The organism is Methylobacterium sp. E-066, assembly GCF_022829635.1.
In the GTDB taxonomy this organism is placed as follows: domain Bacteria; phylum Pseudomonadota; class Alphaproteobacteria; order Rhizobiales; family Beijerinckiaceae; genus Methylobacterium.
Map to the genome: position 1 here is coordinate 86,566 of NZ_JAKSYO010000183.1, position 24,301 is coordinate 110,866.

Sequence of the window (24,301 nt, forward strand, 5' to 3'; positions counted from 1 at the left end):
TGATCGATCGTTCTTATGCGATCGCGTTTTTGTCTATCGGTCGGAGCGGTTTGAGGGCCGCCGACGAAAGTAGTTTCCAGAACTCGAATTCCGGATCGGAGCGTCTATTATCAACCAACGGCCGGGTTCGGAATGGCAACGCCGAATAGAGCCAGGGTCGGATTTGGAGGCCGCACGGAGTTCGGCGACCGCCGAAGGCGAAAACACGCTGGCCGACTTGGCCCAGCGGGTCGATGCCCGCGTCTTAGAGGATGAGGTCTGAAAGAACAATCTACGGTGTTGGACAATCGGACGCCCCACCGGGGACAGACCGCTATCGGGCGCGGCGGAAGCGGATGATGCTGCGCGAGAGCCGGCCGGCATCCCAGTTCGGCATGATACGCCAGGGCGTCATCACGTCCGCCTCGTCGCCGTGGAGCTTGATCGAGCGCCGCTGCTCGGTGTTGACCCATTCCGGCGCCCAGGCGGTCTGGACCTGGGTGATCCACTGGTCGCCCTCGATCCGGTAGCGGCCGATATAGGCGACCAGCGTCTTCATCAGGGCCGCGCGGTCGGCATCGGTCTCGGCCGGCTTGCGGTCGGTGCCCTCGAGATTGAACGCGACCCAGCCGTCCTGGGTGAAGATCACCCGGCCTCGCGGCGCGCTGCCCATCGCGTCGATCAGCGCCCCGGTCGCCTTGTCCTCGACTTGGTAGGAGACGAGCTCCCAGGTCCCGACGATTTTTTCGGCGAGATCGCCCTCATCCGCGTGCGCCTGGGCTTGAGCCTCCGCGGTCTGGCCGGGAGACGCCGCCATGAGCAGGGCGGCCGCGAGCGTCGTGGAGAACTTCGTCATCCCGTGATCCACCTTCCGGCGTGCTGCGACACCTGATCCAAGCGGGGTAAGGGTCTCTCCAGGGTGCGGTCGTTCCCCCGTACGACGGGCTGCCGACCCCGGATAGACGGCGGGCGGCGATCCCATGACAGGTCTCGGTGGCGCGAAGCTGGAATGGGAGTGGGACTGCGCCGTATCGGCCGACACGGACCCGATGGCGACTTCGATCGGCGGCCGAGGGGGGGCGACGGGACCAACGCGAGTGATCGCGACCGATGCGTCCCAAAAAAAGGGCGGGGCTCTCACCCCGCCTTCCGTCTATCGGATCGTCTGCGTCACGGCCTCAGAAGCACGACGGCGGAGCCAAGGGCCGTCGCCAGGAGGCTGCAGGCGAAGACCACGATCATCGCGTAGGAAAACAGCCTGAGCTGCACGGTCTCGACCGGACCCGCGATCAGCAGCGGTTGCCGCCCGCGGTCTGGCCGTACTGCTTGACCGGGAAATTCTGCTGGTTGGCGTTGCCTTCGGCCGCAGAGCTCTGGGAGCAGGTGATCGGGTTCCGGTCATAGCGGCTGCCGAAGGGAGCACCGAGCGAACCCGTGGTCTCGACCTCGTCGGGCGCGTAGCCCCACTGGGCGGAGCCGTCGAAGGCCATAGCGGACGAGATCGGAGCGATGCCGAGGACGAGAGCGGTGGCGACGGCGGCAATACGGATTTTCATAACGTCGTTCATACCCTTTAACGCAGTACAGTCCGGATTGTCCGGCCCATTTTTTCTTGCGTAAGTCAGATATGGGGAGGGGTATCACGCTATGACGTGCCGTCGCGCACGTGGCGCCGCGGAATAAATCTATGCCGTTGCGGAACGGAGTGACGGAGCGCGCGCCGCGCTCCAAAGGCTTGCGGCCGGACTGCTCGCTGGGTCCTGCCCGGCGCCGCGCGCCAAGCCGGCCCGCCTGATCGGCGCGCAAATTCCGCTCCGGACGCGACCGAGCATCAGATCAGGGCGATGTCGCGTTAGAGAACGTCCAAGATGCCTAAGCGCGAGATCCGCACAGATCGGCGAAAGCAACTCGGCTGCGGTGCCATGCACTGGATCGATTGGGAACGTCGGGGGTCAGGTAAAGTCCCACTGTTCAAGGCTCTGTGAGCCGATGGGACTTTTAGGGGAAAACCGCTGTGAAATCAGTTCTGATCTCAGCGATTGGTGCCCAGGAAAGGACTCGAACCTTCACCTCTTGCAAGACTGGTACCTGAAACCAGCGCGTCTACCAATTCCGCCACCTGGGCTTGCCGCCGACCCTGCGGTCGGCGACGGCTTCGTTTATTCGGACGAACCGGGTCCGTCAATCGGGATTTCTGGCTTTCTGGCCTCAGCCCTGCGGCCAGTCCCGGATGTCGACGAAGCGGCCGGCGACCGCCGCTGCCGCCGCCATGGCCGGCGAGACCAGGTGCGTGCGTCCGCGATGGCCCTGGCGGCCCTCGAAGTTCCGGTTGGACGTCGAGGCGCAGCGCTCCAGCGGGTTGAGCCGGTCGGCGTTCATCCCGAGGCACATGGAGCAGCCCGGTTCGCGCCAGTCGAAGCCCGCGGCCTTCAGCACCCGGTCGATGCCCTCGGCCTCGGCCTGCGCCTTCACGAGGCCGGAGCCCGGCACAACCATGGCCGAGACGCTCTCGTGCACCTTGCGGCCCTCGACCATCTGGGCGACGACCCGCAGGTCCTCGATCCGGCCGTTGGTGCAGGAGCCGATGAACACCCGGTCCAGGGTGATGTCGGTGATCGGGGTGCCGGGCGTCAGGCCCATATAGGCCAGCGCCTTCTCCTTCGACTGCCGCTTGTTCTCGTCGGCGATCGCCGCCGGATCCGGCACGCGTCCCTGCACCGAGATCACGTCCTCCGGGCTCGTGCCCCAGCTGACGATCGGCGGCAGGCTCGCGGCATCGAGGCGGACCTCGCGGTCGAAGAACGCGCCCTCGTCGGTGAGCAGGCTCTCCCAATAGGCGCGCGCCTTGTCGAAGGCCGCGCCCTTGGGGGCCTTCGGGCGGTCCTTGACGTAGGCGTAGGTGGTGGCGTCCGGCGCCACCAAGCCGGCGCGGGCGCCGCCCTCGATCGACATGTTGCAGATCGTCATCCGGCCCTCCATCGAAAGGGCGCGGATCGCTTCGCCGGCATATTCGATCACGTGGCCGGTGCCGCCCGCGGTCCCGATCTCGCCGATGATCGCCAGGATGATGTCCTTGGCGCCCACGCCGGCCGGCAGCGCGCCGTCCACCGTGACGCGCATGTTCTTGGCCTTCTTCTGCACCAGCGTCTGCGTGGCGAGCACATGCTCGACCTCCGAGGTGCCGATGCCGTGGGCCAGCGCCCCGAAGGCGCCGTGCGTCGAGGTGTGCGAGTCGCCGCACACGATCGTCTGGCCGGGGAGCGTAAAACCCTGCTCCGGCCCGATGATGTGGACGATGCCCTGGCGCCGGTCGAGGGCGTCGTAGAACTCGATGCCGAAGTCGCGCACGTTCTCGGCCAAAGCCTCGAGCTGGGTCCGGCTCTCGGGATCGTCTATGCCCTTCGAGCGGTCGGAGGTCTGGACGTTGTGGTCCACCACCGCCAGCGTCTTCTCCGGATGCCGCACCTTGCGGCCGGCCACGCGTAGACCCTCGAACGCCTGCGGGCTCGTGACTTCGTGAACGAGGTGCCGGTCGATGTAGAGGAGGCTGGTGCCATCCGGCTGGACATCGACGACGTGGTCGTCCCAGATCTTGTCGTAGAGGGTGCGCGGGCTGGTCATCGGTTTTCGTCTTTGGATGGGATCGGTGCAGAGCTCTCGCGATAATGCGGGTTCCTTAGTAGGCATCGCGCGCGGTTTTCGGAAGAGGCAAGTCTTCGCCCTGTCAATTGGCCGCTCGGCGCTTGGCCCCCGATGTCACGGCCGGAGGCAGAGCGTGGCTGGCGCCACACCGGGCACTGGCCCTATGCCGAAGCGAGCGTGACCGGCCGCATCGGCGGTCGTTCAAAAATAAGGGAGTGTGGGATGTCCGAAGCGCCGCCCGAGATCCTGTTCCTCAAGAAGATGCACCCGCTGGTCGAGGCCGCCTTCGAGGGGCGCTTCACCGTGCACCGGCTCGCGGGCGCCGCGGACCCGGAGGCGCTGCTCGCCGAGGTCGGCCCGCGGATCCGCGGCCTCTGCGTCGGCGGCCAGGTCGACGCCGCCCTGATGGACAAGCTGCCGAAGCTCGAACTGATCGCGAATTTCGGCGTGGGCTACGACGCCGTCGACGCCGTCGAGGCGCATCGGCGCGGGATCGTCGTCACCAACACCCCGGACGTGCTCACCGACGAGGTCGCCGACCTCGCCGTCGGCCTGGTTCTGGCGACCGTCCGGCGGCTGCCGCAGGCCGACCGCTACCTGCGCGAAGGCCATTGGCCGAAGGCGCCGTTCCCGTTGACCGCCTCCCTGCGCGGGCGGCGGGTCGGCATCCTGGGCCTCGGCCGGATCGGGAAGGCGATCGCCCATCGCCTGGAGAGCTTCGGTGTCGCGATCGACTATCACGGCCGCAGCCGGAAGGCCGACGTGACCTACACCTTCCACGACAGCCTGCTCGGTATGGCGCGGGCGGTCCATATCCTGATCGTGGTCGCGCCCGGGGGCGACGACACCCGCGGCCTGGTGGATGCCGGAATCCTAGAGGCACTGGGGCCCGAGGGCATCCTGATCAACGTCGCCCGCGGCAGCCTCGTCGACGAGGCCGCTTTGATCGCGGCGCTTCGGGCGGGCACGATCCTGGGGGCCGGCCTCGACGTGTTCGAGAACGAGCCGCACGTGCCGGCGGAGCTCGCCGCCCTCGACAACACCGTGCTGCTGCCGCATGTCGGCTCCGCCTCCGAGCATACCCGCACGGCGATGGCGCAGCTCGTCGTCGACAACGTCCTGTCGTGGTTCGAGGGGCGCGGCCCGCTGACCCCCGTTTCCGAGACACCCTGGAGCCCGCCCGCGTGAAACCCGCACTGGCCGCGCTGCTCGTCGCCCTGGCCCTGATCCCGCGGCCGGTGGCGGCGCAGCAGGACTTCGCCGCCCCCGTGACGACGCCCGAGCCGAGCCTCCTGGACCCGGGGACGCTGGCCGCGCCTCCGACGCTGACTCCGGCGGCGCCCCCTGCCCCGCCGAGCCTGCCCGAACGGCTCACCGAGGTGCCCGGGACCTGGGACCTGTCGCGCGACGGCACCAACCGGCGCTGCGTGATGACCCTGCGGAGCGAGGTCGGTGAGGCCGGGCAGCGGATCAGCTTCCCGGCCGGCTGCCGGCGCGCCCTGCCGATCGTCGGCGGGGTCGCCGGCTGGCTGTTCAGCGACCGGGGCGTGCGCCTGGTCGACCGGAACGTTCGCCCGATCCTCGAATTCGTCCGGCGGCCGGACCAGCGCAGCCTCGTCGCCAAGACCGAGGGCGGCGAGACCTACAGCCTGGTGCCCCTCGACATCGCGGCGATGCGTCCGGCCGCGTCCGCCGCGCCCGACATCGCCGGGATCGAGACCGCACCCGCGCCGTCCGCGTTCCAGACGGCGCCGGCGGTGCCGGCCGAGTTGCAGCGCAGCCCGACCGCGACCGCCACGGTAGCGCCCGGTCCCGCCCCGGGGGTCTACGCCCTCGACCGGTTCCAGGAGCGCGACACCTGCCGGATCACCCTCGACGGGGCCGGCGGCGGCGTCCACGTTGTCCCGGGCTGCCACGATGGCGGCCTGGAGGTGTTCGATCCGGTCCGCTGGCGCTACGCCAACGGCCGCATGACGCTCACCGCCAAGCGCGGCCACACCATCGACCTCGTGCCCACCGATGACGGGCGCTGGCGGCGCGAGCCGGAGGTCGGCACCACCTTCGTGCTGCGCCGGGTCGACTGAGCTACCGGGAGCCGCGGCCGTCCTGGACCGGGAGCATCCGCTCCAGCAGGCCGTCCCGGCGGATCACGAGGTGCCAGACCGTCCCGGCGATGTGCAGCAGCACCAGGGCGTAGACGAACCATTGCCCGACGAGGTGGATCGACTCAGCGATCTTCTGCGCGCCCTCGTCCTTGGTCAGGCCCGGGACGGTGAACAGCCAAAAATACGGGGTGTCCCGTCCCGACAGCGCGCTGAGCAGGTAGCCGCTGATCGGCATGATCAGGAAGACCGCGTAGAGCAGCCAGTGGTTGACCCGGCCGATCAGGGTCAGCAGCCGCGGCGCCTGGGGATCGGGCGGCGCCGGCCGGATCATCCGCCAGACGATCCGCAGGACCACGATCGCCAGGATCGTCAGCCCGACCGACTTGTGCAGCACGAAGATGTTGCCCTTGAGGGGCGCCGGCGGCAGGCTCACTGCCACCCAGGCCAGCGGCAGCACCGCCAGCGCCAGGGCGGCCGTCACCCAATGCAGCGCCTGCGAGACCGGATGGTAACGCGGCAGGCCCGAGGCCGTGACGTAGGTGGCGGGCAGCGGCGTTCCCGCCTGCTTGCCGGCCGTGACGGTTGAGCCTGCCATGATCCCTCGCGGATGGGCGTCGTTCACCGTGGATCTAAGCAGACCGCGGGTGCCGGACCAATCCCACGTTAGATCAAGTTTTAGAACAATCCCATTTTATCGTCGTCGGACACATCAAACTTACTGCAAGCGCCGATTGCACCCCCCTCACGCGGCAGCGCCGGCGTCGATCGCCCGGGCCACGTCGAGCAAGGCGGCCAGCTCCACCGCCACGGTGGCGAGCCGGGCGGCCACGGTGGCGTCGGTGATGCGGCCATCGGCCATGTCCTCGGGGCCGGCATAGACCGAGGTCGGCGCCACATGGGCCGCGAAGAAGCCGAACAGGGGCCGCAACCCGTGCTCGACCACCAGAGCGTGGCGCAGGCCGCCGCCCGTGGCGGTGAGCGCCACCGGCATGCCCGCCATCCGCGCCGGATCGACGAAGTCGAACACGTGCTTGAACAGCCCGGCATAACCGCCCTGGTAGACCGGCGTCCCGACGATCAGGGCGTCCGCCCCCTCGATCGCCTCGATCAAGTGCGCGGCCGGCAGGGGCAGATCCTCGCGCAGCGCCACGCCGATGCCCGGCCCGGCATCGATCAGGTCGTAGACCGTGAGGTCGATCCGGCGCAGGCGCCCCAGCTCGGCGCCGACCGCCTCCACGAGATCGCGGGTCCGCGAGGGGCGCTTGGCGCTCCCGGAGAAGGCGACGACACGGGGCAGGCTCGGGTTGACGCTCACGACTTGACGCTCACTGGAATGACTCCGCCGCTGCCTGCGCCCGGCGGGACGCGCAAAAATTCGAGCCTGCCGAGCGCCGGAGGGCGACTCGCAACGATGTGCCCCCGTACATCACGGTCCGGCTGCAACGTAACGCATTCCGGCCGCGGATGAAGCCTCGCAGCACCGCCCGGAGCGATTGGACGCGTCACGGCCGGGCCATTCTCTCAGCCGTGCAACCGCCAGACGTGGCTCTGCTTGATCTCGGCATCCTCCAGCGCGCGGGAGACCGGCACCGCGTAGCTCGCCAGGCATTCGAGACGAGTCCGCGGCAGGTAGGTGCGCCCGGGATCGCCGATCAGCACCGTGCGCCCGCTTGCCTGCAGGTCGGTGAGCCAGGCGGTGACCGCCTCGGCGAGGTCGCGCTCGTAGAACACGTCGGCGGCGAAGACGAGATCGGCCTCCGGGACGCTGCCGAGGAGGTCGGTGGAGACCGGTTGGATCAGGCCGCCGACGCCGTTGGCGGCGGCGTTGAGGCCGATCGCCGCCACCGCGAACGCGTCGAGATCGCTGGCGACGACGTGTTGCGCGCCCGCCCGGGCTGCGGCGATCGCCACGAGGCCCGAGCCCGAGGCGAAATCCACCGCCCGGTGCCCGCGCGCGATCTCGGGATGATCAAGGATGTAGCGGGCCAGCGCCTGCCCGCCGGCCCAGGCGAAGGCCCAGAACGGCGGCGGCAGCCCGATTTCCTGCAATTCATCCTCGGTCTTCTGCCAGAGCGCGGTCGCTTCGTCGGCGACATGGAGCTGGATCTCCGGCGCGTAGGGAACCGGCAGCAGCCGGGTATGGGCCGCGATGAAGCCGCGCGGATCGTCCGGGGCGCGCATGGTCAGGCGTCCAGCAGGTCGCGCCAGACGGCGCAGACCTGATCAGTCACCGCCGCTTCTGTGAAGCCGCCCGCCTCGATCCGCGTCCGGGCGGCGGCGCCGAGGCTCGCCACCAGGGCGGGATCGCCGCTCAGGCGGACCAGCGCGTCGGCCAGGGCCGGGGCTTCGCCGGGGGGCACGAGCAGGCCCTCGATCCTGTCGCGCACGAGGCTGCGGCAGCCCGGGACGTCGGTGGTGACCAGCGCCCGGCCGCAGGCGCCGGCTTCGAGCAAGCTGCGCGGAAGCCCCTCCCCGCCCCGGGACGGCAGGCAGGCGACGTGCTGGCCCGCCCAGACGGCGGCCACGTCCTCGGTCGGGCCGTGCCAGGCGACGCCGTCCCGGCTCCAGTCGCGCAGGGTCGCGGCGTCGATGGAGCGGCGGTTCGATGGGTCCGGTGCGCCGAACAGGGCGAGCTCCACGGCCGCACCCCGGGCCCTGGCCAGGCGGGTCGCCTCGACGGCCACGTCGATGCCTTTCGACCAGAGCATGCGCGCCACCACGGCGACCTTGAGCGGCGGCATCTCTGGCAGCGGCTGCGGCTGGAACGCAGCGCAATCGACCCCCGCCCCGCCGATCACCGTGACGGATTGCTCGGACGGGTCGAGGCCGAGCGCCAGGGCGTCGTCCGGGTTCTCGAACAGGAAGCGGGTGCGCCCCGAGGCCAGCGGCCCGCGGATCAGCGCTTTCAGCCCGAGCCGGGCCGCGCGCCCGATCCGGTCGCTGCGGGCGCCGACGAGGCCCAGCCCAGTCAGCGCGTAGACCCGCGCCGGGATCCCGGCCATGGCGGCGGCGGTCCCGCCGACCAGGATGCTGCGCAAGGCGATGCAGTGGACGATGTCTGCGTTCAGCGCCTTCAGGATCCCGGCGAGCTGCCCGGCGGCGTAGCCCGCTGCCATCGGGTTGAGGCTCGCCCGCTCCGCCTCCAGCGGCACGACGCGCGCGCCCGTCGCCTCGATGATGGCGCGGTGCGCCCGGACCCGGGTGACGACAGTGACCGCGAGCCCCATGCCGATCGCGGCCCGGGCCATCGGCAGGAAATGCGAGGCGAAGAACCAATCCTCGGTGACGACGAAGACGAGGCTTCGCATGGGCGTCGGACGGGTTTCGCGGGCGGGTTCGGAATCCATGCCGTCCCTCTAGCACGCTCCGCGTTCGCCTGCGGCGGATGCGCAGATCCGGAACGGCGGTCGGCCGCCGCCGGTTGATCAGCGCCTTCTCGCCGGGCGGTACCCCGGCGGCGTATCCGGGAGGGGCGGCGATGGCGGAAGTCGAGACGGATCAGAACGGCGGAAGCCTGCGTGCGGCGGCCGAGGAGGCGGGGCTCGTCTATGTCGACGACAGCCGGCCGGGCCTGACCCGCAAGCGCAGCGGCACGGGTTTTCGCTACCTCGACGCGAAGGGGGCGCCGGTGCGCGACAAGCGGATCCTCGCCCGCATCCGCGCCCTGGCGATCCCGCCGGCCTACACCGATGTCTGGATCTGCGCCCGCAGCAGCGGCCATATCCAGGCCACCGGCCGAGACGCCAAGGGCCGCAAGCAGTACCGTTACCATCCCGATTTCCGGCAGGCGCGCGAGGCCAACAAGTTCTCGCGGATCATGGCCTTCGCGGACGCCCTGCCGGGCATCCGCCAGCGTGTCGATGCCGACATGAAGCGGCCGGGCCTGTGCCGGGAGAAGGTGCTGGCCACCGTGGTCCACCTGCTCGAGACCACGCTGATCCGCGTCGGCAACGACGATTACGCCCGCACCAACAAGAGCTACGGCCTGACCACCCTGCGCGATCCCCATGTCCGGATCGCGGGCGCGGAACTGTCGTTCCGGTTCAAGGGCAAGAGCGGCAAGACCTGGGACGTGTCGCTCAAGGACCGGCGCGTCGCCCGGATCGTGAAGGCCTGCCAGGACCTGCCCGGCCAGGAGCTGTTCCAGTATATCGACGCCGATGGCGTCCAGCGCGACGTGACCTCGTCCGACGTGAACGCGTATCTGCGCGAGATCACCGGCGAGGATTTCACCGCCAAGGATTTTCGGACCTGGGCCGGCACGGTCCTGGCGGCCCTGGCCCTGCGGGAGTTCGAGAGCTTCGACAGCGAGGCCGGTGCCAAGCGCAACGTCCGGACGGCGATCGAGAGCGTCGCTGGCCGGCTCGGCAACACGCCGACGATCTGCCGCAAGTGCTACATCCACCCCCAAATCCTCGACTGCTACCTGGAGGGCGATCTCCTGCTGCAGGTGAAGGACGCGGTGGAGACCGAGCTGAGCCAGGATCTCGGAAAGCTTCGCTCCGAGGAAGCCGCGGTGCTCGGGCTGCTCCAGGCGCGGCTGGCCGCGTCGGAGGGCGACGCCCTCGCCGGCAAAAAGGTCAAGCCCGCTGCGTCTCAGGCCCGCAAACGGAGTACGGCGAAGAAAGGGGTAGCGTCCCGGGCCAAGGCGGTGGCCAAGTCGTTGGCGAGCGGGAAAAAACCGTCCGGGCGTTCGCGGTCCCGCACCGGGGCGCAGGTCGGCGTCGCGTGATACGGTTTTTGGGTTGAACGGCTCGCGATGACCCCGCTGAGCGAAAGTCAGACCGATCCAATCGGAAGTCGCATGCGTTGCGATCGGCTTCGCTTCCTCAACGTATGAAGCACGCCCCTTTCCCGGACACCTGGAACGTCAGTGGAAGGTGATCCGGGACCCAGCAGAGAAAGCGCCGCGCAGTGGCACCTTTCGAAACCGCACGGACGCTACGCGTCGTCTCGTGCTGGGTCCCGGGTCGCATTCCGCTGACGCTGCATGCGCCTGGGAAAGGGCGGGGCGGAAAACGGCAACGCTCGGCTCCGTCGGTTTCTATCTTAGGGGGGCAGCCCCGCCGGGGCTGCCCGGTATCCCGGTCAGTGCCGGGACTGATTGCCGGAGCCGCCGCCACGCCGGTTCTGGTCGCTGTCGACCACCGGGGCCAGGCCGAGCTGGCGCGCCAGCGAGACCAGGTCCTTCAGCCGCCCGGTCTGGGTCTTGCGGCGCAGGTTGAGCCGGTGGGTCTCCACCGTCCGGACGCTGAGCGCCAGGCGGCGGGCAACTTCCTTGTTGCTGAAACCGGAGCTGAGGAAGCGCAGCACCTCCGCTTCGCGCGGCGTGAGTCCGAGCGCGTCGCCCTGTTCCGCCGGCACCACGGCCTGCTGCTCCGGGGGGACGAGGCAATCCGATCCCTCGGCGAGCGCCAGCAGCGCCGCGCCCAATTCCCGCGGCGACTTCGAGCGTGCCACGAAGGCATCGGCGCCCGCCGCCAGCAGCGCCCGGAGGTCGTCGGCGGTGAGCGCCCCGAAGGCCACGAGCGTGCGCAGGTTTGGCTGCCGCTCCTTCAGGCCGACGAGACGTGCGATCCCATCCGCCAGCCGGATCTCGTCGAGGAAGATCAACGCGACCGCGGATCCGGCATCGGCCCGGTCCAAGTCTTCGACGCCGATCGTGTGAAACTCCGGCATATGCTCCAGAGTGGCGCGAACAGTCGCGCTCAGGTCCTGCGGTTCATCCAGGATCAGGACGCCAACGGCCGTACTCATGACCTCGCACCTTTCGTCTCCCGGCGATACAAAGGGGCCGGGATCGGATGCGTAGTTCCAAGATCCATTCCACGAGTTTTGGGCGAATATTAAGCTTTATATTCGCGGATTCGGTCGATTTCTGTCTTCATCGCACGGATTGATGTGCCAATATGGAGCGCGGTCTTTAACCATGCTGCGCTCGCGCGTCCCACGCTGGGGCGGCTTGGCCGTCTCAGCTTGCGACGGCCAAAGCGGCGCCGCCCCGGTACGGCACGACACGGTTACGCCCGCCATCCTTGGCGGCATAGAGCGCGAGGTCGGCCCGCTTGATCAGGGCGTTGACGTCGTCGGCCTCGATCCAAGTGCTGACGCCGAAGCTGCAGGTCAGGCCGATCGCATGTTTGCTGCCGCGGATCCGCAGAGCCTGGACACGCGCCCGCAGACGCTCGGCTTGGGCGGTCGCCTCATCGAGGCTGCAGCCCGGCAGCACGATGCCGAACTCCTCGCCGCCCAGGCGGCCGCCGATGCCGTCGCTGGCGATCAGCTCGGCCACGGCCTTGATGGCGACATCGCCGATATCGTGACCGTGCTCGTCGTTGATCCGCTTGAAGTGGTCGATGTCGGCCAGGATCGCCGAGATCCGGCCCGGGCGGCCGCCCTGCTCCGCGGCGAGACGCGCCCGGTCGAAGAAGGCGCGCCGGTTGTAGACCCCGGTGAGAGGATCGGTCTCGGCCAGCCGGATCAATGCCTCCTGCATGGTGATCAGGCGTTCGGCCGCGCGCAGCCGGGCGTTCAGCTCCTCGGCGCTCGGCGGCTTCTCGATGAAGTCGTCGGCGCCGCTGTCGAGGGCCTCGGCGAGGCTGCGGACATTGCGGGCGGACGACATGGTGATGACGTGCAGCGGCCGGCGTTCTTCCGCGAGGAGGCGGGCGGACCAGCAGAGCTCGAGCCCGCAGAGCGGCCGGACCTCGACGCTGGTGATCAGGACGCGGACCGACGGGGTGGCGGCGAGGTATTGCAGCGCCTGGGCGGAATCCGTGAACGCGTGCACCGTGTGACCGCGCGGCTCGATCAGGGAGGCGATGATCTGGAGGACGACGCGGCTCGAATCGACGACGACGATCTGCATGGCATGACCCGGACCCGATATCTGGGGTCTAAGGGACAAGACTTAACTTCGACCCAACAGCGGAGCCGAATTCCAGCATGAGCGAGGTCATCACCACGCCCGACTTGCGCTATATCGTGGTCCGTAAGCGCTTGTGGCGGCGCGCCAATCCTCACCTGTCGCCGAAGCATCGCGCGACGCTGGTGGCCCGGCTGATGGATGGGCGCCGGGCCGTGAAGGCGGCCAAGGCCGCCGAGCGGGCGGGCGAGCCGGAGGCCGCCGTCGCGATGAAGGCCGCCCGGGGCGAGGTCGATGCGGCCAAGACGGCGCTCGGCGAGCGCGGCCCGGTCTGGTGGGATGACGGCGCGCCGGACCTGAACCGCCGCCTCGTCCGGAATACGCCCTACGCCGACTGGTTCGCCGCGCTCAGCGGCGGGGAACCTGGACCGTGATGACCTGCGCGCCGGCGACGCGGCTGTCCGAGGCCCGCTCGGTCCGCCGCTCGCGCTTGGGCCGGGGCTCCGGACCGGTGGCGTTGATGACCGTGATGCTCGGCAGCTGGGCCGGCGGCGCGGCGATGCCCGTGACGGTCGGGATCCCGTAGGTCCCGTAGCTCCAGGCCGAGGGCACGATCTCCGTCGGCCGCGGCACGCGGGTCAGGGGCGCGCCGATATAGGTGCCGCGCACGAACGGGCTGGCGAAGTCGGCCTCGCTCGTCGTCACCGGCCCATAGGGATAGATGCCCTGCGCAGAGGCCGGTGCCGCCAGGAGGATGGCGGAGATCGTGAGCAATGTCCGGGAGATCATGCGGCCGGGCTCCGAGACTCGACGGGAGGAACGCGTCAGGAACGATCCTGGGCAACCGACACGATTACCGGCCGTTCCGGATCGCCAGCCGCGCGGACTGCGTATGGGCGCCCTCCCCTACACTTTCAGCGGCAGGTCGTGATCCGGCGCACCACCCAGCCCTCGCCCTCGATCCACAGCCGCCGCCGCGCGCGGCTGCAGCTGGCCTCGTCGTCGCGCTCGACCGCGGCGACCGGGTGGACCTGCGGCGGAGCGGCCTCGGCCACCTTGGTCTCGGTTGCGCCCGGCGCGGCCTGGGCATTTGCGAGGCTGGCGAGGAGCAAGAGGGCGCTGGCCGCGCCGGCTGCAGTCGATCGGATGGTCATGGTGGAAGCGTGCCCTGCGGCCGGGTTTGCGGAGTTGCCAGTGGAATGCGCGGTGCAGCAATTCGGTTTCATCGAATGTGGCGGTTCTCACCACGGGACCGGCGGCCGGCGGGCGTGACGGTGTGCTGCGGCACAGGCCGCGCGACCCGCTTAGACTTCGCAGCCGCCGCGTATTAGGAGAAGCGGCCCGGACGCGACGGCTCCCGTGGACCCATAAAACCAGCGGGCGAGCCGGTCCACGAGCGAAGGTTCATGAGCAAGCCGAAGCCCCCGACCAATGTGCTCCTGACGCCGGAGAAGCGCGCCGAGGACGTGGACCAGACGATCCGGCCGCTGAGCCTGGCCGAGTTCGTCGGCCAGAAGGCGGCGCGCGCCAACATGCAGATCTTCATCGAGGCGGCCAAGATGACCGGCCAGGCCCTCGACCACGTGCTGTTCGTGGGGCCGCCGGGCCTGGGCAAGACCACGCTGGCCCAGATCGTGGCGCGTGAGCTCGGTGTGAACTTTCGTTCGACCTCCGGCCCGGTCATCGCCAAGGCCGGCGATCTCGCCGCGCAGCTGACCAACCTCGAAGAGCGCGACGTGCTCTTCATCGACGAGATCCACCGCCTCAATCCGGCGGTCGAGGAAATCCTCTACCCGGCCATGGAGGATTACCAGCTCGACCTGATCATCGGTGAGGGGCCGGCGGCGCGCTCGGTGAAGATCGAGCTGCCGAAATTCACCCTGGTGGGGGCGACCACCCGGGCGGGCCTGCTGACGACGCCGCTGCGCGACCGGTTCGGCATCCCGATCCGGCTCGAATTCTACGAGATCGACGAGCTTGAGAAGATCGTGGCCCGCGGCGCCCGGGTGCTTGGGATCGGCATGTCCGACGAGGGCGCCAACGAGATCGCCCGGCGGGCGCGCGGCACGCCGCGCATCGCCGGCCGGCTGCTGCGACGGGTGCGGGACTTCGCCATCGTGGCCGAGGCCGAGACGGTGACGCGCGCCATCGCCGACCGGGCGCTGAAGCTGCTCGACGTGGATTCGGTCGGCCTCGACGTGATGGACCGCAAGTACCTGACCCTGATCGCAACCTCGTTCGGCGGCGGACCGGTGGGGATCGAGACGATCGGGGCGGCGCTGTCCGAGCCGCGCGACGCCATCGAGGACATCATCGAGCCGTATCTGATCCAGCGCGGCTTCGTGCAGCGCACGCCCCGGGGCCGGGTGCTGACCAAGCACGCGTTCCGGCATATGGGCTTCGCGGAGCCGCGGCGCGAACGGGACGGCCTGTTCGACGACGGCGACGCCTCCTGAACGATCTCCGGCTAACCTCCATGCGGTCGAGACGGGGCTGGTTCACGCCTGGTTCATGGACGACTGCGCCCACCTCCGTAGCCGAACTCGCTCGACATGTGCGCTGCACAAGAGCCAAGCACCTCAGCACATTCGGGTTTCGGACCAGCCGCCCCCGGCACGAACGCCGAGCTTTTGCGTAGTCGCGTGCCGCAACCGCTCACGCAAACGCGATCATAGCGGCGGAACAGCCTCAAAACGCGGCAGTTGTGATGACGACCGCGCCAGATTACGTGGCGCTGGCAGGATTGCGGGACTGTGGTTCAGGCCACGAAATCCCGACACATCTTTGAGCCATCAATAAGAACACCAGGGACTATCTTCCAACATGAAGAACATCACACTCGCCGTCCTCGGCCTTTCCGCCGCTGCGCTCTCGGCGCCGGCTTTCGCCCAGGACGCGCTGCCGATCCGGATCCTGCCCTTCGCCAACCAGCAGCAGGGCGTCGGTGCCGCGGCGACCGAGACCCCCGCATTCCGCGCCGAGGCGCTGCGTTCTGATGCCACCAGCATCGAGGCGAGCCGCATCGCCCTCGAGCGTTCGCGCAACCCGCGGGTCCGGAACTACGCCAACCGCGTCCTGGTCGAGCGCAAGGCCACCACCGAGGCCCTCCTGCCGCCGAACACCTCCCTGTCGCGCAATGGCACGGTGGTCTCGGACAACCAGGGCATCAAGACGGACCTGAGCAACCCCGTCGGCTTCGTGCTGGCCCCGGTGACCATCGCGGCCAACCTCGGCACCAGCATCGTCGGCGGCGCGCTGGGCGCGGTCGGCATCGTCGACAACAGCCCGACCGAGCCGGGTCGTCGCGTGGCCCTCGGCGAGCGCGGCCAGGCCCGTCTGGCGCAGCTCCAGTCGGCCCCGAACGGCCGGTCCTTCGACCGCGCCTATATCGACCAGCAGGCCCGGTCCGACGCCCAGACCCTGTCGCTGTACGATGCCTACGCCAAGCAGGGCGACAGCGCCCAGGGCCGTCGCTTCGCCAGCGAGGCGCTGCCCTACATCGCCGATGAGCATGCCCACTCGGCGAGCCTGGCCGCCCGCATCGGCGGCTGATCCGTCAGCCCAGACCTGACCACGCGAGGGCCGCCCCAGGGCGGCCCTCGTCGTGTCGGTCACAGGCCGAGCGGCAAGCCGGCGCGACTGTTTCAGCGGTTAGATTTCCCGGCTTCCGCACGATGCCGTAGACGACGCCGATGAGCGGACCGAACCCTGCCGACAACGCGCCGAACGCCGATGGCATCGCGCCCCACCGCTTGGGCGTGCGGGTCTATTACGAGGACACCGACTTCTCGGGCTTCGTCTACCACGCGAGCTACCTGCGATTCCTGGAGCGCGGCCGGACCGAGCTGCTGCGCGGCTTGGCAGGCGACCAATCCGATCTGCACCGGGAGGCGCGCGGCCTGGTCTTCGTGGTCCGGCGCATGATGCTCGACTTCATCCGCCCCGCCCGCATGGACGACCAGCTCACCATCGTGACCCGCACGCAGCAGCTGCGCGGCGCCTCGATGCAGCTCGCCCAGGAGGTCCGCCGGGGCGACGAACTGCTCGTCGCCGCCGAGGTCACGGTCGCCTGCGTGCGCGACGGCCGCGCGATCCGCCTGCCGGAGGCCCTGCGGCGCCTGCTGGCGCCTGGTGAAACTTAGGCGACCCGCGTCGGGTCGGCGTCGCGCAGGAGCTTGGCGAAGGCGTTGACGATGGTCATCGCGTCGTACTCCACCGAGACCAGCTGGAAGCCCATCGCGACCATCTCCCGGGCCCGCAGCGGCGACGGTGAGAAGGCGCAGGGCAGCTTGCCGGCCGCCCGGGTCTTGCGCACGATCTCGCCGAGTGCGGCCGTGACCGCCGCGCCGGCCGGGTCGATGGCCGTCCCCTTGGACAGGGCGATCGACAGGTCGGCGGGCCCGACCAGAATGCCGTCGATGCCCGGCAGGGCCAGGATCGCCTCCAGCGCGTCGATCGCCTCCGATGTTTCGCACATCGCGATGGTCAAGGCCCGGGCGTTGGCGCCCGCAAGATACTCGGACGCGTCGCTCTGGCCCGACATCCACATGGCGCGGTCCGGCCCCCAGCTCCGCTGGCCGACCGGCGGGTACTTGGTGGCGGCGGCCAGCGCCCGCGCATCCGCCACGCTGTTGATCATCGGCGCGACGATACCCGAGGCGCCGGCATCCAGCATCCGCGACGCCATGGCGAAGTCGCCGACCGGGATCCGGACCAGGCTCGGCTTGCCGGCAAGCGCCACCTCGGTGATCGCCGCGCAGCATGAATGGTAATCGTGCGCGCCATGCTGCTGGTCGAGCAGCACGGCGTCGAAGCCCGAGCGCGCGAGGGCGCCGGCAATGGCTGGGTCGGCGATACAGGACCAGCCGAGGAAACGGGCCGGCTCGGCGGGCAGCAGGCCCTGGAGGCTCGGGACGGGCAGGGTCATGGCGCTTCCTGTACTGAGACTGGCGGTGCGCGCGGCACTCTGACGCCACGAGAATAAGGGCGTCGGTTTCGCGAGGTCCAGCCTCCCAAGCGACTCGCGCGGCCGATACTTTGGAATGCCTTGGGATCGCCCGGATCGAAACCGATCCTTAACCCTGCCGCGCCCTTAACGGAGTCGGTGCAAGCCGGCGTGTTTCGGCGCGAAGACGGCCCTTACTTTCGACAGATTCGCGGACGATAGCATTGATATCGCTCACGGATCCGGCGGACGCGGGCCTCGCCCGGCGCATCGCGATCCGGAGCAGGAGACCTCGACGGATGAACCCAGCCGACGCGATGCAGGCCGCGCCTGTTGCCGACATGACGCTGCTCGGGCTGTTCCTGCAAGCCCACTTCGTCGTGAAGATCGTGATGGTCGGGCTGCTCAGCGCGTCGATCTGGTGCTGGTCGATCATCGTCGACAAGACGCTGCTGTTCCGCCGCACCAAGGCCGAGATGGATGCGTTCGAGGACGCGTTCTGGTCCGGCCGCTCCCTGGAGGAGCTGTTCCGCTCGTTCAACGACCGCCCGGCCACCGGGCTCGCGGCGGTGTTCGTCGCCGCCATGCGCGAGTGGAAGCGCTCGTTCGAGGGCTCGGGCCGCCAGGTCCAGTCCCTGTCGCAGCGCATCGAGAAGCAGCTCGACGTCACCATCCAGCGCGAGGTCGAGCGGCTCGAATCGCGCCTGCTGTTCCTCGCCTCGATCGGCTCGGCCGGCCCGTATATCGGCCTGTTCGGCACGGTCTGGGGCATCATGACCGCCTTCACCTCGATCGCGGCCTCCAAGAACACCTCGCTCGCCGTCGTCGCCCCCGGCATCGCCGAGGCCCTGTTCGCCACCGCGATCGGCCTGTTCGCCGCGATCCCGGCGGTGCTCGCCTACAACAAGCTCCAGGCCGAGGTCTCGAAGTCGCAATCGCGGCTGGAGGGTTTCGCCGACGAGTTCTCCGCGATCCTCTCCCGCCAGATCGACGAGCGCCTCTCACTCGCCGCCTGACCGCGCCGATCCAGGAGATCATCCATGAGCATGGCGGCGGGGGCATCCCACGGCGGCAAGCGGCGGCGGCGCAGGGGCCGGCGCGGCGGTCCGATCAACGAGATCAACATGACGCCGTTCATCGACGTCGTGCTGGTGCTGCTGATCATCTTCATGGTCGCGGCGCCGATGATGACGGTGGGCGTGCCCCTCGACCTGCCGCAATCCAAGGCGTCGCCGCTCAATTCCGACGTGAAGCCGGTGACGATCTCGATCCGGCAGACCGGCCAGGTCTTCCTCGGCGAGGATGAGCTGACCGACGAGACGATCATCCCGAAGCTGCTCGAGACCGCCAAGACCGGGACCGAGGAGCGCGTGTTCGTGCGCGGCGACAAGCGGGTCGATTACGGCCGCGTCGCGCAGGTGATGGCGATCGTGACCGGCGGCGGCTTCAAGAAGGTCGCCCTCGTGACCGAGCCTGAGCATCAGTAGGGCCTGGACCGTGGAGTTCCACTTCGACCGCAAGGAACCGGGTGTCTGGATCTCCGCCGGCACCCACGTGGCGCTGCTGGCCTTCGCGCTGTTCAGCGTGGCGGCCCCGGCCCTGCCCGAGGCGCAGGAGGGCGTGCCCGTCGAGGTGATCACCGAGAACCAGTTCTCCGAGATCACCAAGGGCGAGCGCCAGGCCGACAAGCCGATGCCGAACGCCCAGCCGCGCGCCGACCGCCAGGCCGAGAAGGTCGAGGACCGCGAGCCCGAGAACGCCAAGACCGACGCGCCGACCGCACCCAAGCGCACGGCCGAGATGAAGCTCGCCAACGCGGAGGAGATGCCCCTGCGCGCCGAGCCGGATCCGCAGGAGGTGGCGAAAGCCGCCAAGGCCGCCGAGGAAAAGCGCGAGGCCGAGAAGGCTGCCGCCAAGGCCGCTGAGAAGGCCGCCGAGAAAGCCGCGGCCGACAAGGCGGCCGCCGCCGAGAAGGCTGCGGCGGCCAAGGCCGAGGCGAAGGCGGCCGCCAAGGCCGAAGCCGAGAAGCGCGAGCAGCTCGACAAGCTGATCGAGCGGCAGGAGGCCGAAGCCGCGGCTGCGGCCGCGAAAGCCGCCGCCGCGAAGGCCGAAGCCAAGGCCAAGGCGGATGCCGCCAAAGCCGAGGCTGCCCGCGAAGCCGCCCGGAAGGCCGCCGAAGCCAAGGCCGAGGCGGAAGCCGAGCGTCAGAAGGAGATGGCCGAGGCCAAGGCCGCGCACGAGAAGGCGGAGGCCGCTGCCAAGGCCGAGGCCGCCGCCAAGGCGAAGGCCAAGGCGATGGCGGACGCCAAGGCCAAGGCCGACGGCGAGGCCAAGGCGCGCAAGCAGGCCGAGCTCGCCGACAAGTTCAATGCCGGCGACATCCGCTCGGTGCTGGCCTCGAAGGCGCCGTCGCAATCCACCGGCGCCACCGGCCATACGGTGCAGAAGGTCGCGGCCCTGGGCGCCGCGACCGGCACCGCCCAGCGCCTGTCGCCGTCCCTGCGCGACGCGCTGGTCGGGCTGCTGCAGCAGCAGATCGAGCGCTGCTACTCGGCCCCGCCCGGCGCCGCCCAGGGGGTGGTGCTGCCGGTGCTCGACATCCGCCTGAACCCGAACGGCTCGCTCAGCACCGAGCCGCGGATCATGCGCGGCGGCACCAGCGGCGTCGACCAGTCGATCGCGCAAGCTGCGCTCCGGGCGGTGCGCCGCTGCGCGCCGTACAACATACCGGCCACCTACGCGCCGTATTACAATGACTGGAAGGCCATCAACGCGGAGTTCGAATTCACGGCGACCTGAGGTCGCTTTCCGCGCAGCCTGCCATCAACAGCCTCCCCGTCTGATCGCCACTTCGGATCCGACCCATGCATAACCTTCCCTCCGCCGGGCGCCTTCCGGCGCCCTCAGCCGCGCGCCTGATCGCGCCCCTCGTCGCGTTTCTTGCGCTGCTGACGGTCGCCCTCGGCTTCGCGGCGCCGGCCCAGGCGCAGCTGCAGCTGCGCATCGGCGGTGGCAACTTCCAGCCCTTGCCGATCGCGATCGCGGATTTCGGCGGCGATCCGAGCCTCGGCGGGCTCGTCTCCGGCGTGGTGACCAACAACCTGCGCCGCTCCGGCTATTTCACGCCCCTCGACCACGCCCGCTTCCCCGAGCAGCCGAATTTCGACGCTGCGCCGAACTTCGAGAAATGGCGCGCCACCGGTGTCCAGGGTCTGGTCACGGGCCGCGTCTCGCGCGACGCCTCGGGCAAGCTGAAGGTCGAGTTCCGGCTCTGGGACGTGACCTCCGGCCAGCAGATGACCGGCCAGCAATACGGCACCGACACCGCCAACGCCCGGCGCACCGGCCACCTGATCTCGGACGCGGTCTACACCAAGATCACCGGCCTCGGCCCCTGGTTCGACAGCCGCATCGCCTTCGTGGACGAGAGCGGCCCCAAGGAGAACCGGCGCAAGCGCCTGATGGTGATGGACCAGGACGGCGCCAACGTCCGGGCGATCACCAGCGGCGAGACCTCGATCGTCGCGCCGCGCTACTCGCCGGCCACGCAGGACATTGCGTTCATGTCCCAGGCCACCGGGCACCAGCCGCGGGTCCAGGTGATCAACCTCGAGACCGGCGCCCGCCAGGCGCTCGGAAACGTCGATTCGATGAGCGCCAGCCCGCGCTTCTCGCCGGACGGCCGCCGCCTGGTGATGAGCGTGCAGCAGGGCGGCAACGCCGATATCGTGACGATGGACATCGCCTCAAAAGCCCAGCACTCGGTCACCAACGGCATGGCGATCGACACCTCGCCGACCTACGCCCCGGATGGTTCGCAGATCGCGTTCGAATCGGATCGCGGCGGTTCGCAGCAGGTCTACGTGATGGGCGCGGACGGCTCGAACCCGCACCGCATCACCTTCGGCACCGGCTCGGCCTCGCAGCCGGCCTGGTCGCCGCGCGGTGACCTGATCGCCTATACCCGCCAGCGCAACGGCGGCTTCGCCATCTGCGTGTCGAAGCCCGACGGCACCGGCGAGCGCGTCCTGACCGAGGGCTACCACAACGAGGGGCCGACCTTCGCGCCGAACGGCCAGTACGTGCTGTTCTTCCGCGACCCGGGCGGCCAGGGCGGCGGCAAGCTGTTCATGGTCGACATCACCGGCAAGGTGGAGCAGCCGATCCCGACGCCGTCCTACGCCTCCGACCCGACCTGGTCGCCGCTGCTGGCGGGACGCTGATTTTTTTGGGATTTTGGAGCCCGGCTACCAGTCGGGCTCCAGGGCGTCGTTCGTTTCGTGGCCCGTGACGGCAGGGGTGAGCGTCGCGGCCTGATCCCGCAGTGCTTTCGGCAGAGCCCCGAGGACGGGATCGTCGAAACCGAGATGCGGTAGGTAGCGGGCGATGAGTCCGGCAATGAGCTTGGCCTGTGCTGCGTCGCGGCGGCGCTTCTCGGGATTCCGATCCGGTCTCTCCGACAGCCAGGCTTTGTGGAGCGCGAAGGCGCGCGGATCGGGCACAGTCATCTCGGCCGGGTAGCCGCGCAGATCGAGCACCGTGACCCGGACCTTCGGGCTGTTCACGAGCCAAGCCAGGCCGACGATCTCGACGGGGATGAGATCGTCGGGATCGCGCCCGATCGGCTTTACGTCGCTTGGCCGAATGGGGTCCTTCGCAGCGGGCGTGATCAGATCGACGATGTAGCCGTCGCGGTTCGCCGCACGAAACCCACGCTTGCCCATGACCTCGAAGGAATGATCGACCTTCCTGAGAAGGCCGACGATTCCGGAGGCTGCGACTTCAGGCACGATGAGTTTCAGGCTGGCCCGCGCGTCGTACAGCAGGTCGAAATCGGCTGTTTCGAGGACCGCTTGGTCGATCTGCACGCCGGCCATCCGCTCATAGGCGAACAGCGCATTGGTGCCGACCGTGGCGACCACCGGTTCCGTCAGACGGGCGTCGGACAAAGCCCGCAGGATCCGGGCGGCGATCACCGGCATCCGGCCAAGCCGCTGTGCTCGGTTAACGGCCGCGATCCTGTTCAGCCGTTCTGCGAGCGAAGTGCTGCGCATTTTCGCGTGCGACCGGCCATCGACGAAGCGTTGGTGAATGGCCTCCGTTTCCTCCGAGCGAGGACCGAGGGATTTCCAGACGCCATCCTTGAAACGATAGAGGTAACTGCGCCCCTCGACGGATTTCCAAGCCATCGAACCGGCAAACCGGCTCTGCAAGGTCGATCGCGCCGCGCGATAGGCATCGAAGACCTGCTCGGCGTTGATGAGTTGCCGGGCTTGTTCGTCGTCGAGTTCCCTGTAAGGCATGGTGCCCGTCCCCGCAGACGTTCAGGGCGCGATACATATCATCTAAGTCTATGATTGGAAATAAGTTATCCATTTTCCGATCGGCCTGAGGCGCAAAATGGATAATTGAACGCGCCTTCGCCGGACCCGCCCACGGGCCTGGAAAATCCTGCTGGATGCCGAGCCGGGCTTGAGACGTGATTGGCTGCCGCTATCCCTGCACCAGCAACCGGTCCCGCGCCCGCAGGGCCGGAAAGAACCGGCCCCAGAGCAGCGCGACCGCGATGGTCGCGGCGCCGCCGGCCACCACCGCCGGGACCGCCCCGATCGCGGCGGCGAGCACGCCGGACTCGAATTCGCCGAGCTCGTTCGAGGCGCCGATGAACACCGTGTTCACCGCCGAGACCCGGCCGCGCATGGCATCCGGGGTCTCGCCCTGCACGAAAGTCTGTCGGACATAGACCGAGATCATGTCGGCCGCGCCCGTGACGAACAGGCAGGCCATCGACAGCGGCAGCGAGGTCGAGAGGCCGAACGCCACCGTGGCCGCGCCGAACACGGCGCACGCCCGGAGCATCCGCACACCGGCATGACGCCGGAGCGGGCGATAGGCCAGCAGCACCGCCATGGTGACCGCCCCAAAGGCCGGCATGCTGCGGAGCGCACCGAGGCCGAGCGGGCCGACATGCAGCACCTCGCCGGCATAGATCGGCAGGAGCGCCGTGGCGCCGCCGAGCAGGACAGTGAACAGGTCGAGGCTGATGGCGCCCAGCACAACCGGCTGCGAGCGGATGTAGCCGATGCCCGCCGACAGCGCCGCCCAGGTGATCGGGGGCCGCTCGGTCACCGCCGCGGGCCGGAAGCGGATCAGCCCGGTCAGGAGGCTCGCCAGGGCGAAGCTCGCCGCCGCGCCGCCGAACACCACCGCGGGCCCGAGGGCGTAGAGCAGGCCGCCCAGCGCCGGACCCATCACCGAGGCGCTCTGCCAGAGCGAGGCGTTCCAGGCGATGGCCGAGCCGAATTGCGGCCCCGGCACCAGGGTCGGCAGCAGCGCCTGCAGGGCGGGGTTGGCGAAGGCCCGGGCCGTGCCGACGACGATCACGAGGGCGTAGATCGGCCAGACCGCCTGGAAGCCGGCGAGCGCGTAGGCGAGGAGGCCGAAGCTCGCGAGGCTCTGGAGTCCGAAAGCTGCTGCGCCGACGAGGCGGCGGTCATAGGCATCCGCCACATGGCCGGTGATCAGCGCGCAGATCACCGCGGGCAGAAAACCCGCCAGCCCGACGAGGCCCAGCGCCAGGGCGGAATGGGTCAGGTCGTAGACGAACCAGCCGATCGCCACCGCCTGCATCTGATAGGCGAGGCCCGTCAGAAAGCGGGCCGAGCCGAACAGGCGGAAATCGCCGATGCCGAAGACGGCCCAGCCGGAACGATCTTTTTGGGACATGCGCCCTGCTGAGCCCGGCCGGGGGATTAATCAAGCCCG

Annotated in this window: 25 protein-coding genes and 1 tRNA gene; 11 read left to right on the plus strand and 15 right to left on the minus strand. The window is 69.3% G+C overall.

Translation table 11 applies throughout. The features are described 5' to 3' along the window. Nucleotides 1–313: 313 nt before the first annotated feature. The 4 genes from MKL20_RS26355 to leuC form a co-directional block, all read right to left on the minus strand. Nucleotides 314–835 (minus strand): lipocalin-like domain-containing protein, encoded by a 522-nt coding sequence (locus MKL20_RS26355; protein WP_244039134.1) that lies wholly within the window; start codon nt 833–835, stop codon nt 314–316. Between the two features lie 433 nt (nt 836–1,268). Continuing rightward, a complete protein-coding gene (locus MKL20_RS26360) occupies nt 1,269–1,547 on the minus strand; it encodes a hypothetical protein (RefSeq protein ID WP_409568207.1) in 279 nt (92 codons plus the stop codon). Nucleotides 1,548–2,019: 472 nt separating this feature from the next. Beyond that, a tRNA-Leu gene (locus MKL20_RS26365) sits at nt 2,020–2,104 on the minus strand. Between the two features lie 83 nt (nt 2,105–2,187). Further along, nucleotides 2,188–3,600, minus strand: coding sequence for a 3-isopropylmalate dehydratase large subunit (gene leuC, locus MKL20_RS26370; RefSeq protein ID WP_244039135.1), 1,413 nt, complete (start codon nt 3,598–3,600; stop codon nt 2,188–2,190). A 243-nt stretch (nt 3,601–3,843) separates the two neighbouring features. Here leuC and MKL20_RS26375 point away from each other — a divergent pair, with 243 nt between their 5' ends. Continuing rightward, entirely contained in the window at nt 3,844–4,809 is a 966-nt protein-coding gene (locus MKL20_RS26375) for a 2-hydroxyacid dehydrogenase (protein ID WP_244039136.1), read from the plus strand. Next, nucleotides 4,806–5,705, plus strand: a complete 900-nt coding sequence (locus tag MKL20_RS26380; RefSeq protein WP_244039137.1) for an AprI/Inh family metalloprotease inhibitor — start codon at nt 4,806–4,808, stop codon at nt 5,703–5,705. Before MKL20_RS26375 ends, MKL20_RS26380 begins: the two co-directional genes overlap by 4 nt. Before the next feature lies 1 nt (nt 5,706). Here the strand turns inward: MKL20_RS26380 and MKL20_RS26385 are convergent, their stop codons facing one another. The 4 genes from MKL20_RS26385 to MKL20_RS26400 all read right to left on the minus strand — a co-directional run bounded on the left by MKL20_RS26385 (nt 5,707) and on the right by MKL20_RS26400 (nt 9,073). Continuing rightward, a complete protein-coding gene (locus tag MKL20_RS26385) occupies nt 5,707–6,321 on the minus strand; it encodes a cytochrome b (protein WP_244039138.1) in 615 nt (204 codons plus the stop codon). Between the two features lie 147 nt (nt 6,322–6,468). Continuing rightward, on the minus strand, nt 6,469–7,041 hold the full coding sequence (locus MKL20_RS26390) for an NAD(P)H-dependent oxidoreductase (protein WP_409568202.1): 573 nt from the start codon (nt 7,039–7,041) through the stop codon (nt 6,469–6,471). Between the two features lie 206 nt (nt 7,042–7,247). Next, nucleotides 7,248–7,907, minus strand: a complete 660-nt coding sequence (locus MKL20_RS26395) for a class I SAM-dependent methyltransferase (protein ID WP_244039139.1) — start codon at nt 7,905–7,907, stop codon at nt 7,248–7,250. A gap of 2 nt (nt 7,908–7,909) precedes the next feature. Continuing rightward, the gene (locus tag MKL20_RS26400; protein ID WP_244039140.1) at nt 7,910–9,073 is read right to left on the minus strand and encodes a glycosyltransferase family 4 protein; all 1,164 of its coding nucleotides are present in this window, start codon (nt 9,071–9,073) and stop codon (nt 7,910–7,912) included. A 131-nt stretch (nt 9,074–9,204) separates the two neighbouring features. On the opposite strand from MKL20_RS26400, the gene MKL20_RS26405 reads away from it, so the two are divergent. Beyond that, the gene (locus tag MKL20_RS26405) at nt 9,205–10,458 is read left to right on the plus strand and encodes a DNA topoisomerase IB (RefSeq protein ID WP_244039141.1); all 1,254 of its coding nucleotides are present in this window, start codon (nt 9,205–9,207) and stop codon (nt 10,456–10,458) included. A gap of 356 nt (nt 10,459–10,814) precedes the next feature. Here MKL20_RS26405 and MKL20_RS26410 read toward each other — a convergent pair whose 3' ends face one another. Then, nucleotides 10,815–11,483 (minus strand): LuxR C-terminal-related transcriptional regulator, encoded by a 669-nt coding sequence (locus MKL20_RS26410; protein ID WP_244039142.1) that lies wholly within the window; start codon nt 11,481–11,483, stop codon nt 10,815–10,817. Nucleotides 11,484–11,697: 214 nt separating this feature from the next. After that, nucleotides 11,698–12,594 carry a GGDEF domain-containing protein gene (locus tag MKL20_RS26415; RefSeq protein WP_243971266.1) on the minus strand — a complete coding sequence of 299 codons (897 nt, stop codon included), beginning with the start codon at nt 12,592–12,594 and terminating at the stop codon, nt 11,698–11,700. 77 nt (nt 12,595–12,671) lie between these two features. Here MKL20_RS26415 and MKL20_RS26420 point away from each other — a divergent pair, with 77 nt between their 5' ends. Further along, the gene (locus tag MKL20_RS26420) at nt 12,672–13,025 is read left to right on the plus strand and encodes a hypothetical protein (protein ID WP_244039143.1); all 354 of its coding nucleotides are present in this window, start codon (nt 12,672–12,674) and stop codon (nt 13,023–13,025) included. Here MKL20_RS26420 and MKL20_RS26425 read toward each other — a convergent pair. Further along, nucleotides 13,000–13,380 carry a hypothetical protein gene (locus MKL20_RS26425; protein ID WP_244039144.1) on the minus strand — a complete coding sequence of 127 codons (381 nt, stop codon included), beginning with the start codon at nt 13,378–13,380 and terminating at the stop codon, nt 13,000–13,002. The genes MKL20_RS26420 and MKL20_RS26425 overlap by 26 nt on opposite strands. 125 nt (nt 13,381–13,505) lie before the next feature. Next, the gene (locus MKL20_RS26430; protein WP_243971272.1) at nt 13,506–13,745 is read right to left on the minus strand and encodes a hypothetical protein; all 240 of its coding nucleotides are present in this window, start codon (nt 13,743–13,745) and stop codon (nt 13,506–13,508) included. Nucleotides 13,746–13,997: 252 nt separating this feature from the next. Here MKL20_RS26430 and ruvB point away from each other — a divergent pair, with 252 nt between their 5' ends. From ruvB to ybgC, 3 genes are all read left to right on the plus strand, one after another. Beyond that, nucleotides 13,998–15,047 carry a Holliday junction branch migration DNA helicase RuvB gene (gene ruvB, locus MKL20_RS26435; protein WP_243971274.1) on the plus strand — a complete coding sequence of 350 codons (1,050 nt, stop codon included), beginning with the start codon at nt 13,998–14,000 and terminating at the stop codon, nt 15,045–15,047. A gap of 367 nt (nt 15,048–15,414) precedes the next feature. After that, the gene (locus MKL20_RS26440; RefSeq protein ID WP_244039145.1) at nt 15,415–16,143 is read left to right on the plus strand and encodes a DUF4142 domain-containing protein; all 729 of its coding nucleotides are present in this window, start codon (nt 15,415–15,417) and stop codon (nt 16,141–16,143) included. Between the two features lie 140 nt (nt 16,144–16,283). Beyond that, nucleotides 16,284–16,733, plus strand: coding sequence for a tol-pal system-associated acyl-CoA thioesterase (ybgC, locus tag MKL20_RS26445; protein WP_244039146.1), 450 nt, complete (start codon nt 16,284–16,286; stop codon nt 16,731–16,733). Here ybgC and MKL20_RS26450 read toward each other — a convergent pair. Further along, nucleotides 16,730–17,518: an HpcH/HpaI aldolase family protein gene (locus MKL20_RS26450; protein WP_244039147.1), complete on the minus strand. Its 789-nt coding sequence runs from the start codon at nt 17,516–17,518 to the stop codon at nt 16,730–16,732. The two genes, ybgC and MKL20_RS26450, sit on opposite strands and share 4 nt — an antisense overlap. Before the next feature lie 317 nt (nt 17,519–17,835). Between MKL20_RS26450 and tolQ the strand changes: the two genes are divergently transcribed. The 4 genes from tolQ (at nt 17,836) to tolB (ending at nt 21,759) form a co-directional block, all read left to right on the plus strand. Continuing rightward, on the plus strand, nt 17,836–18,552 hold the full coding sequence (tolQ, locus tag MKL20_RS26455) for a protein TolQ (RefSeq protein WP_092043862.1): 717 nt from the start codon (nt 17,836–17,838) through the stop codon (nt 18,550–18,552). A gap of 24 nt (nt 18,553–18,576) precedes the next feature. Beyond that, nucleotides 18,577–19,023 carry an ExbD/TolR family protein gene (locus MKL20_RS26460; protein WP_058192919.1) on the plus strand — a complete coding sequence of 149 codons (447 nt, stop codon included), beginning with the start codon at nt 18,577–18,579 and terminating at the stop codon, nt 19,021–19,023. A gap of 10 nt (nt 19,024–19,033) precedes the next feature. Beyond that, entirely contained in the window at nt 19,034–20,335 is a 1,302-nt protein-coding gene (gene tolA / locus MKL20_RS26465; protein ID WP_244039148.1) for a cell envelope integrity protein TolA, read from the plus strand. A 65-nt stretch (nt 20,336–20,400) separates the two neighbouring features. Then, nucleotides 20,401–21,759 carry a Tol-Pal system beta propeller repeat protein TolB gene (tolB, locus tag MKL20_RS26470; protein ID WP_244039149.1) on the plus strand — a complete coding sequence of 453 codons (1,359 nt, stop codon included), beginning with the start codon at nt 20,401–20,403 and terminating at the stop codon, nt 21,757–21,759. A 24-nt stretch (nt 21,760–21,783) separates the two neighbouring features. On the opposite strand, the gene MKL20_RS26475 is transcribed toward tolB, so the two are convergent. Both MKL20_RS26475 and MKL20_RS26480 read right to left on the minus strand, forming a co-directional pair. Further along, the gene (locus MKL20_RS26475; protein WP_244039150.1) at nt 21,784–22,839 is read right to left on the minus strand and encodes a nucleotidyltransferase domain-containing protein; all 1,056 of its coding nucleotides are present in this window, start codon (nt 22,837–22,839) and stop codon (nt 21,784–21,786) included. A gap of 190 nt (nt 22,840–23,029) precedes the next feature. Then, entirely contained in the window at nt 23,030–24,262 is a 1,233-nt protein-coding gene (locus MKL20_RS26480) for an MFS transporter (protein ID WP_244039151.1), read from the minus strand. Between the last annotated feature and the right edge of the window lie 39 nt (nt 24,263–24,301).

Coding starts and splice junctions, on each gene's coding strand:
- MKL20_RS26355 (WP_244039134.1), bottom strand. CDS start 835: ATGACGAAGTTCTCCACGACGCTCGCGGCCGCCCTGCTCATGGCGGCG.
- MKL20_RS26360 (WP_409568207.1), bottom strand. CDS start 1,547: ATGAACGACGTTATGAAAATCCGTATTGCCGCCGTCGCCACCGCTCTC.
- leuC (WP_244039135.1), bottom strand. CDS start 3,600: ATGACCAGCCCGCGCACCCTCTACGACAAGATCTGGGACGACCACGTC.
- MKL20_RS26375 (WP_244039136.1), top strand. CDS start 3,844: ATGTCCGAAGCGCCGCCCGAGATCCTGTTCCTCAAGAAGATGCACCCG.
- MKL20_RS26385 (WP_244039138.1), bottom strand. CDS start 6,321: ATGGCAGGCTCAACCGTCACGGCCGGCAAGCAGGCGGGAACGCCGCTG.
- MKL20_RS26395 (WP_244039139.1), bottom strand. CDS start 7,907: ATGCGCGCCCCGGACGATCCGCGCGGCTTCATCGCGGCCCATACCCGG.
- MKL20_RS26400 (WP_244039140.1), bottom strand. CDS start 9,073: ATGGATTCCGAACCCGCCCGCGAAACCCGTCCGACGCCCATGCGAAGC.
- MKL20_RS26405 (WP_244039141.1), top strand. CDS start 9,205: ATGGCGGAAGTCGAGACGGATCAGAACGGCGGAAGCCTGCGTGCGGCG.
- MKL20_RS26410 (WP_244039142.1), bottom strand. CDS start 11,483: ATGAGTACGGCCGTTGGCGTCCTGATCCTGGATGAACCGCAGGACCTG.
- MKL20_RS26415 (WP_243971266.1), bottom strand. CDS start 12,594: ATGCAGATCGTCGTCGTCGATTCGAGCCGCGTCGTCCTCCAGATCATC.
- MKL20_RS26420 (WP_244039143.1), top strand. CDS start 12,672: ATGAGCGAGGTCATCACCACGCCCGACTTGCGCTATATCGTGGTCCGT.
- MKL20_RS26425 (WP_244039144.1), bottom strand. CDS start 13,380: ATGATCTCCCGGACATTGCTCACGATCTCCGCCATCCTCCTGGCGGCA.
- MKL20_RS26430 (WP_243971272.1), bottom strand. CDS start 13,745: ATGACCATCCGATCGACTGCAGCCGGCGCGGCCAGCGCCCTCTTGCTC.
- ruvB (WP_243971274.1), top strand. CDS start 13,998: ATGAGCAAGCCGAAGCCCCCGACCAATGTGCTCCTGACGCCGGAGAAG.
- MKL20_RS26440 (WP_244039145.1), top strand. CDS start 15,415: ATGAAGAACATCACACTCGCCGTCCTCGGCCTTTCCGCCGCTGCGCTC.
- ybgC (WP_244039146.1), top strand. CDS start 16,284: ATGAGCGGACCGAACCCTGCCGACAACGCGCCGAACGCCGATGGCATC.
- MKL20_RS26450 (WP_244039147.1), bottom strand. CDS start 17,518: ATGACCCTGCCCGTCCCGAGCCTCCAGGGCCTGCTGCCCGCCGAGCCG.
- tolQ (WP_092043862.1), top strand. CDS start 17,836: ATGAACCCAGCCGACGCGATGCAGGCCGCGCCTGTTGCCGACATGACG.
- MKL20_RS26460 (WP_058192919.1), top strand. CDS start 18,577: ATGAGCATGGCGGCGGGGGCATCCCACGGCGGCAAGCGGCGGCGGCGC.
- tolB (WP_244039149.1), top strand. CDS start 20,401: ATGCATAACCTTCCCTCCGCCGGGCGCCTTCCGGCGCCCTCAGCCGCG.
- MKL20_RS26475 (WP_244039150.1), bottom strand. CDS start 22,839: ATGCCTTACAGGGAACTCGACGACGAACAAGCCCGGCAACTCATCAAC.
- MKL20_RS26480 (WP_244039151.1), bottom strand. CDS start 24,262: ATGTCCCAAAAAGATCGTTCCGGCTGGGCCGTCTTCGGCATCGGCGAT.